Genomic DNA, 6,101 nt, shown 5'->3' with positions numbered 1-6,101 from the left:
GTACCACTCCTTCCCATCCCGAACAGGACAGTGAAACGAATTTGCGCCGATGATAGTGCGGGTTCCCGTGTGAAAGTAGGTCATCGTCAGGCTCTTACAGTGAAAACCCCGTAGTCGAAAGACTGCGGGGTTTTTTTATTGTGGTGGCGAAAGAGCAACCACAAAAGAGATAGCAATCAGTGCGTGCTGCATAAGTGATGCAGTGATGAAATACCGCAGACCCAATAAAAGAGAGCGCTATGCGCTCTCTTTTTATTGATGCCTCTGGAAATCAAAGTAGGAGGCATTGCCCGTTCGCAAATACCTTGAGCTCACCGGATTGGATGGGCGTCCAGGTTTCATTATTGGTCAGCGGGGCTGTGACGATGATGGCGACTTTGTCCTGGGGCGTGGTTTCCTGGGAGAAGTCCACGCTCAGATCTTCATCCGACAGATGGGCCTGGCAGAAGGGGTGGCGCCGCTCGATGTAGCAAAGATGGGTGGTCGCGTGGGCCCAGAGAGCTTCCCCATTGGAGAGCAGGAAGTTGAAAGTGCCGTGGGGGGCGATCTTGGCAGCAAGCTCGCGCAGGGTGTGGGTGAGCTCCTCGATGCTGGGTAGGCCTGCGTGGGATTTCCAGAGCTCCTGCATGATCCAGCAAAAAGCCTGCTCGCTGTCGGTGTTGCCTATGGGCTGGAAGTGGGCGTGCAGCTTGGGTGAAAAATTCTTGAGATCCCCGTTGTGAGCAAAGACCCAGTTGCGGCCCCAGAGCTCGCGTACAAAGGGGTGGCAGTTTTGCAGGCTGACCACGCCTTGGGTCGCCTTGCGGATGTGGGCAATGACGTTGGTGCTTTTGATCGGATATTCACGAATCAGCTTGGCCACCGGTGAGTCAATGGCGCGCTCATGATCCACAAAGTGGCGCAGGCCTTTATCTTCAAAAAAAGCAATGCCCCAGCCGTCGGTGTGATCGCCAGTATTGCCTGCGCGCTGTGTGAAGCCCGAGAAGCTAAAACGCACATCGGTGGGCGTGTTGCAGTTCATTCCAAGCAGCTGGCACATGACAGTTCTCAAACCTGTTGATAGGGAAAAGCCTTTTATAGCCCAAGCTGGGTGCTTACCCAACCAGACGGACATGAAAAAAGCAGCCTAGGCTGCTTTGAAGCGCAAGGCTTGGCTCTGGCTTACTCGCGCTCGGACCAGAGCTTGCCGCCGGTGGCCCAGTCGTGGCGCTTGATGTCGGTGATGATGATGTCCACCGATTCGGGTGAACCGCCCAGCACTTCCACGCTGACGCGGGTGATTTCTTCCACCAGCTTGCGCTTTTGTTCGACGGTGCGGCCTTCCATCATTTCTACATGGTAGGTGGGCATGGGGTTGACTCCTTGGGGTATGAGAGGTGAAGCGACAGCCTCAGATCATAAATGTGCCGCGATATCGCTCAAGCTTGGGCAGCCTGACACGGAATGGATTCCACAGGGGCGAGCACCATCTGATAGCCCATCTCTGGACCGTTATCGTTGCGTGCAAGGCCGCGTGAAAAGCCCTAGGCCTGCTCAGACCACAGCTTGCCGCCTGTGGCCCAGTTTTCGCGCTTGACGTCGGTGATGATGATGTCCACGGACTCGGGTGCGCTGCCCAGTACTTCGGTGGTGACGCGGGTGACTTCTTCGACCAGCTTGCGCTTTTGTTCAAGGCTGCGACCTTCAAACAGTTCGATGTGATAGGTGGGCATCAAGTTCTCCTGGGTGGTTTGAATGCCCGACCTGCGCAAAAGACTGTCGCAGTGTCAGGCCGTGGTGGAATCTCTGTCGCTGGGCTGTGCGCAGACCGGGCAGATGCAGGCTTTGCCGCGCGCTTCGGGCGGCAGCTGGGCCAGAGCGTCTTGCGACACCGGGGTCTGCATGCACCAGCAGCTTTGTGGTGGCAGGCCAGCGGTGATGGCGCATTGATTGGCCTGACCGCATAGCGGGCAGCGGCTGGGGTCCAGAGGCTGGATGTGATGGAGGCTCTCGGAGGGCATGGCGCCAGTGTAGAAGCCATGCCGCAGCAACCCAGCCATACCCCCAAAAAATGCACTCGATGTACGGGCATGGAGTGCATTTTTGATAGCGTCTTGCGCTTGCCAATCAATAAGTACCGCTAAAAGTATAGGTGGGACTCATGCTTGGCAAGCGGTAGCTGCTCTGAAAACAGATGTGACCCATTCGATGCTTTTGGGCCTCAGGTCTGCGGCAGGGAAAGGTGTAGCCCTATTTAAAACAGCTTTTCAACAATGGCCTTGGCATTGCATGGGAGGCAAAGGCGCTCACTCCGGCGTAATGCCGGCAGCCTTGATGACCTGGCCCCACTTTTTGGTTTCAGCAGACTGGAACTGGGCCAGCTCGGCAGGCGTGGTGGTCCAGGGCTCGGAGCCCGACATATCAAAGAAAGACTTGGCGGCGGCACTGGCCACGGCGTTGTTCAGCAACTGGTTGAGCTTGGCGACCACGGGGGCGGGTGTGTTGGCCGGGGCGTAGGCCGCAAACCAGTAACCCATGTCATAGCCTTTGACGCCGGCCTCGGCAATCGTGGGCACATCGGGCAGCTGGGCGCTGCGTTTTTGTGTGGAGTAACCCAGGGCGCGCAGCTTGCCGGCCTTGATCTGGGGCACGCCGGTGGAGACATCGGTGATCATCAGATTGATCTGCCCGCCCAGCAGGTCGGTAATCGCCAGCGGGTTGCTTTTGTAGGGCACGTGCAGGATATCCACGCCCGCCAGTTGCTTGAGCATTTCGCCGGCCACACGGCTTGACGAGCTGCCGCTGCCAAAGCTTAGCTTGCCGGGATTGGCCTTGGCGAAAGCGACCAGCTCGCCCACCGATTTATAAGGCGCGCCGGCCGGTACCACCAGAACCTGACCGCCCTTGCCCAGACCGGACAGCGGGGCGAAGTCCTTGACCGGGTCATACGCCAGTTTTTTGTACAAATGCTCGTTGGCCGCATGCGTGGTGTTGGTGGTGATCAGCACGGTATAGCCGTCTGCCGGTGCCTTGGCCACGGCCTGGGCCGCAATCATGCCGCTGGCTCCCCCCTTGTTTTCCACCACCACCGGTTGCTTGGTTTTCTCGGTGATGGACTGACCCAGGGCTCGTGCCAGCTGATCCGTGGCACTGCCTGCCGCAAACGGCACGACAAAGGTGATGGGCTTGCTTGGGTAGTCGCTTTGCGCAAAAGCGGTGTTAGCAAAGGCGAGGCCCAAGCTGCTGGCCAGCAGGCAGCGGCGTGTGAAAGAGGTCATGGTTTGTCTCCTGATCGGGTGCTTGTGGTGGAAAGGGCGGGACGATCTGTGTCGTCTATTCGTTGTCGGCCGGGCCGGCCAGATAAGGTTGCAGCTGCGGCATGTTTTCGGCCGGTATGCGGATGGGCATTTGCAGCACGCGGTAGCACAGGGTCTTGCCGTGGCTGTCGAGATTCAGGGCGTCGTTGACGCCGCCGTCCAGCACATCGTCCAATACCAGATTCATGGCTTGCAGCTGCGGCAGCAGATAGCGTTTGACCTCGCTGGGGCGGCGGTCGGCAAACAGAGCGCGCACGGCGTCCTCGCTGACCTGCTCGCAGATCAGCTTCCAGAATGTGGGGTGCCAGGCGATGACGCTGATGTTGGAGCGGTTGCCTTTGTCGCCGGTACGGCCATGGGCCAGGCGGTACAGCGGAATGGAGAGGGTGTTGCTGGCCTCAGACATGGCGAGCCTCCTTGGTGTTCAGGGCCTCTTGCGGCTCGGCCCAGAGGAATCCGGTGCGTATCTGTTCCTGCGCAACCAGGCAGGAGGTCAGGCCCAGACGCTGGCGCATATGCGTGCGTACGCCGCCGCCGCCTGCCGGGCCGCAGCAATACAGGGCATTGATCTCGCGCGGCAGTCGGGCGGCCGTGGCGTGCTCCTCGTGCTGCCAGGCCATGCGCAGGCGCACATCGGCCGAGGCATGGCTGAGATCGGCGTGGCTCAGCCAGTCGCTGCCATCGTTGCCCCAGACGCTGGTCACGCCAATCAAATCGGTGCGCAGCGGCGCAATGCCGGCCAGGCGCTGGGCAATGGTCTGTCCGGCCAGGCGAGCGCGCTCGGCGGCGCGTGGGCCGGCATAGGAGATTTCGCCTTCGGCAAACCAGCCCGTGGCATAGCAGACATTGACCTTGAGCGTGGCCGGCCGGGGGTGGCCGATCACGCCTTGCAGGCGCACGCGGTCAGGTGCCAGGGCAATGACTTCGGCCTGCGTGATATCGGCCACCACATCGGGCGTGAAGTACTGGGCCGGATCGTGGATTTCGTAGAGCAGTTGCTCCTTGACGGTGGCCGTGCTGATGCAGCCGCCCGTGCCCCGGGGCTTGAAAATGCTGCAGTGGCCGTCGGCATCGATCTCGGCAATCGGGTAGCCCAGGCGGTCCATGTCGGGCACATCTTTGAAGCCCGGATCGGCAAAATAGCCGCCGCTGACCTGGGTGCCGCATTCCAGCAAATGGCCGGCCATGGTGGCGCGGGCCAGGCGGTTCCAGTCATCCCAGGCCCAGCCAAAATGGGCCATGGCCGGACCTACGACCAGGGAAGGGTCGGCTACCCGGCCGCAGACCACGATATCGGCTCCGGCCTGCAGCGCATCGGCAATCGGGCGCGCACCGATATAGGCATTGGCGCTGACCAGGGGCTGGCTGGGCATGCGTTCGGCCAGCGCATTTTGCAGCAGCGGGCGCTGCTTGGGGGCGCTCAAGTCATCGCCATGAACCACGGCAATGCGCGGGGCTTTCAAGCCCAGCTCTTGCGCCAGGCGGGCAATGGCGCGCGCCGCGCCGACGGGATTGGCGGCCCCGAAGTTGCTGACGATGCGAATGCCATGCTGCAGGCAGTCGGCCAGCACCGGGCGCAGAAAATCCAGCATCAGCGGCTCAAAGCCGGTATCGGGATCGCTTTGGCGCGCCAACTGGGCCAGGGCCAGGGTGCGCTCGGCCAGGGTCTCGAAAATCAGCACGGCCGGCTTGGCCTGGCGAATCAGCTCCTGTACGACCGGGCCAGCCGCATCAACGCGGTCGCCCGAGAATCCGGCGGCGCAGCCAATCAGCAGGGGAGTGGGGTGGGGCGTGGGTGATGTCATGGAATCTCCTGCTGACCACTATAGGAAGGCTTGGGTAAGCTGTGAAATCGATAATTAAGATGAATTGATTTGGAAGGCAGATGAATCTTTCGGCGCGCGATATTCAGGCATTTCTGGCTCTGGCTGAAGTGAAGAACTTCACCCGTGCGGCGGTGCGCTGTCATCTGTCGCAGCCCGCGTTCAGCGCGCTCATCAAGGCGCTAGAGGCCAGCGTGGGCCTGCAGCTGTTTGACCGCAGCACGCGCCATGTGTTGCTGACACCTGAGGGCGAGCGCTTTTGGCTGTCGGCCCTGCGTATTGCGGCTGAACTGGAGGACTGCGCCAAGGCCATGCGCGACACGGCCCAGCTGGCACGCGGCCATGTGTCGGTGGCGCTGCTGCCCTCGTTGGCGGCGGGCTGGTTGCCTCAGGTGCTGGCGCAATTCATGGCACGTTACCCCGGGGTGGATTTGGCGGTGCACGATGTGTTGTCCGAGCCCTGCATTGCCGCCGTGGCCAATGGCGAGGCCGACTTTGCCCTGGCTGCCATCCGTGCCGATACGCCGGATCTGCAGGCCGAGCCGTTTTGCCGTGACGACTTTCATCTGGTGTGCCGGGAAGACCATGCGCTGGCGGCGCAGGAGACGCTGGGCGTTGCCGATTTGCTGCCCTGGCCTTTTGTGCATCTGGCCCGTCACAGCAGCGTGCGCCAGTATCTGGATGCGGCTTTCTTTCCGCAGAGCATGCACACCCTGGTCGAGGTGGAGCAACTGGCCACGGTGATGGGCCTGGTGCAGGCCGGCCTGGGCATCAGCGTGGTGCCGGCGCTGTCGCTGTTTCACTTCGACAAGCCGAGCCTGATCACGCGGCTGTTGCCATTACCGGGGATGGAGAGGCAAATCTATCTGGTGCGGCGGCGAGAACGCAGCCTGTCTTTGGCGGCACAGGCGCTGTATCGCCTGATGCTGGAACAGCGCCCGCAGTTCTCTGCGCCATGAAAAATGCACTTCCGAGGAAGTGC

The 6,101-nt window shown here is 61.2% G+C and carries 7 protein-coding genes, 1 rRNA gene and 1 pseudogene; 2 read left to right on the top strand and 7 right to left on the bottom strand.

Translation table 11 applies throughout. The features are described from left to right. A 5S ribosomal RNA gene (rrf, locus tag ACNAZA_RS18930) occupies positions 1-92 on the top strand; the annotation flags it as partial. A 191-nt stretch (positions 93-283) separates the two neighbouring features. Here the strand turns inward: rrf and ACNAZA_RS18925 are convergent. The 7 genes and pseudogenes from ACNAZA_RS18925 to ACNAZA_RS18895 form a co-directional block, all read right to left on the bottom strand. After that, positions 284-1,039 (bottom strand): annotated as a pseudogene (locus tag ACNAZA_RS18925) (class II glutamine amidotransferase); the annotation flags it as partial. Positions 1,040-1,161: 122 nt separating this feature from the next. Next, positions 1,162-1,350: a 4-oxalocrotonate tautomerase gene (locus ACNAZA_RS18920; RefSeq protein WP_120971851.1), complete on the bottom strand. Its 189-nt coding sequence runs from the start codon at positions 1,348-1,350 to the stop codon at positions 1,162-1,164. 173 nt (positions 1,351-1,523) lie between these two features. Further along, complete coding sequence (locus tag ACNAZA_RS18915; protein ID WP_415798073.1) at positions 1,524-1,736, bottom strand: 4-oxalocrotonate tautomerase; 213 nt, start codon at positions 1,734-1,736, stop codon at positions 1,524-1,526. A 30-nt stretch (positions 1,737-1,766) separates the two neighbouring features. After that, on the bottom strand, positions 1,767-2,000 hold the full coding sequence (locus tag ACNAZA_RS18910; RefSeq protein WP_415798069.1) for a cysteine-rich CWC family protein: 234 nt from the start codon (positions 1,998-2,000) through the stop codon (positions 1,767-1,769). Between the two features lie 285 nt (positions 2,001-2,285). Further along, the gene (locus tag ACNAZA_RS18905) at positions 2,286-3,257 is read right to left on the bottom strand and encodes a Bug family tripartite tricarboxylate transporter substrate binding protein (protein ID WP_415798068.1); all 972 of its coding nucleotides are present in this window, start codon (positions 3,255-3,257) and stop codon (positions 2,286-2,288) included. A gap of 55 nt (positions 3,258-3,312) precedes the next feature. Further along, on the bottom strand, positions 3,313-3,702 hold the full coding sequence (locus ACNAZA_RS18900; RefSeq protein WP_415798067.1) for an AtuA-related protein: 390 nt from the start codon (positions 3,700-3,702) through the stop codon (positions 3,313-3,315). After that, complete coding sequence (locus ACNAZA_RS18895) at positions 3,695-5,101, bottom strand: acyclic terpene utilization AtuA family protein (protein ID WP_415798066.1); 1,407 nt, start codon at positions 5,099-5,101, stop codon at positions 3,695-3,697. The genes ACNAZA_RS18900 and ACNAZA_RS18895 overlap by 8 nt, the downstream gene beginning before the upstream one ends. A gap of 80 nt (positions 5,102-5,181) precedes the next feature. Between ACNAZA_RS18895 and ACNAZA_RS18890 the strand changes: the two genes are divergently transcribed. Beyond that, positions 5,182-6,078: a LysR family transcriptional regulator gene (locus ACNAZA_RS18890; RefSeq protein WP_415798065.1), complete on the top strand. Its 897-nt coding sequence runs from the start codon at positions 5,182-5,184 to the stop codon at positions 6,076-6,078. Positions 6,079-6,101: the final 23 nt, after the last annotated feature.

The organism is Comamonas aquatilis, from assembly GCF_965139575.1.
GTDB classification, from domain to species: domain Bacteria; phylum Pseudomonadota; class Gammaproteobacteria; order Burkholderiales; family Burkholderiaceae_C; genus Comamonas; species Comamonas aquatilis.
The sequence above is the reverse complement of the archived record's forward strand: the minus strand, read 5'-3'. Positions and strand labels throughout refer to the sequence as shown.

Bases quoted from the DNA above. Each gene is read 5' to 3' on its own strand.
- ACNAZA_RS18920 (WP_120971851.1), bottom strand. From the start codon at position 1,350: ATGCCCACCTACCATGTAGAAATGATGGAAGGCCGCACCGTCGAACAA.
- ACNAZA_RS18910 (WP_415798069.1), bottom strand. From the start codon at position 2,000: ATGCCCTCCGAGAGCCTCCATCACATCCAGCCTCTGGACCCCAGCCGC.
- ACNAZA_RS18905 (WP_415798068.1), bottom strand. From the start codon at position 3,257: ATGACCTCTTTCACACGCCGCTGCCTGCTGGCCAGCAGCTTGGGCCTC.
- ACNAZA_RS18900 (WP_415798067.1), bottom strand. From the start codon at position 3,702: ATGTCTGAGGCCAGCAACACCCTCTCCATTCCGCTGTACCGCCTGGCC.
- ACNAZA_RS18895 (WP_415798066.1), bottom strand. From the start codon at position 5,101: ATGACATCACCCACGCCCCACCCCACTCCCCTGCTGATTGGCTGCGCC.
- ACNAZA_RS18890 (WP_415798065.1), top strand. From the start codon at position 5,182: ATGAATCTTTCGGCGCGCGATATTCAGGCATTTCTGGCTCTGGCTGAA.